Origin of the sequence: Megasphaera sp. MJR8396C (assembly GCF_001546855.1) — a bacterium.
In the GTDB taxonomy this organism is placed as follows: Bacteria; Bacillota; Negativicutes; order Veillonellales; family Megasphaeraceae; genus Megasphaera.
Genome location: NZ_KQ958191.1, coordinates 1 through 550 on the forward strand (window position 1 = coordinate 1; position 550 = coordinate 550).

Consider the following 550-nt stretch of genomic DNA (forward strand, 5'->3'; position numbering starts at 1 on the left):
TTTCGACTTTACGTGTTACGATCTGGCTGGACTTCAAGCCCGTCAGGTTGCCGCCGTCGTCGGTCGCAAAGATTTTTGCATCGATGATGACGTCGGCTGCTGCATCGACGGTTGCTTTGTCGAGGTCTGCCTTCGGCGAAGCAATGGAATAGCTGACGTTTTTATTGACGCCGTCGACGAAGGTCAGGCGCAGCGTTTTCGTTTCCGATTTAATAGCCATTGGTTTCTCTCCTTTCTTTAATGATTGTCGGAAGACCCGAAGGCTCTTCCTTAGGCCGTGATCTCGTTTTCGACGACTTCACGGACGGTCACGATGGGATCATCGTACAAGGTGCCGAGGGCACCTACGGCCGCGATAACGTTCTCGGCGTCGGCGTTGATGACGAGATTGCGCATCTGTACCGACTTGCTCCGCGCTTCGCCGGACTCGTCGAGATAAGACAGGACCAACTTCAATTTGCTGGACACTGCACTACGTTCTGCCATGATTCATGCCTCCTTTCTTCAAAAAAACAAGGGATCATCGGGTAATGCACCCGTTCATAAACAT

Annotated in this window: 2 protein-coding genes; both read right to left on the minus strand. The window is 52.0% G+C overall.

Going from position 1 to position 550, the window contains the following annotated elements:
• The coding region (locus HMPREF3201_RS06825; RefSeq protein WP_062412346.1) for a DUF2922 domain-containing protein at nucleotides 1–220 on the minus strand (220 nt) is incomplete at its 3' end.
• 50 nt (nucleotides 221–270) lie between these two features.
• A complete protein-coding gene (locus tag HMPREF3201_RS06830) occupies nucleotides 271–486 on the minus strand; it encodes a DUF1659 domain-containing protein (protein WP_154254736.1) in 216 nt (71 codons plus the stop codon).
• Nucleotides 487–550: the final 64 nt, after the last annotated feature.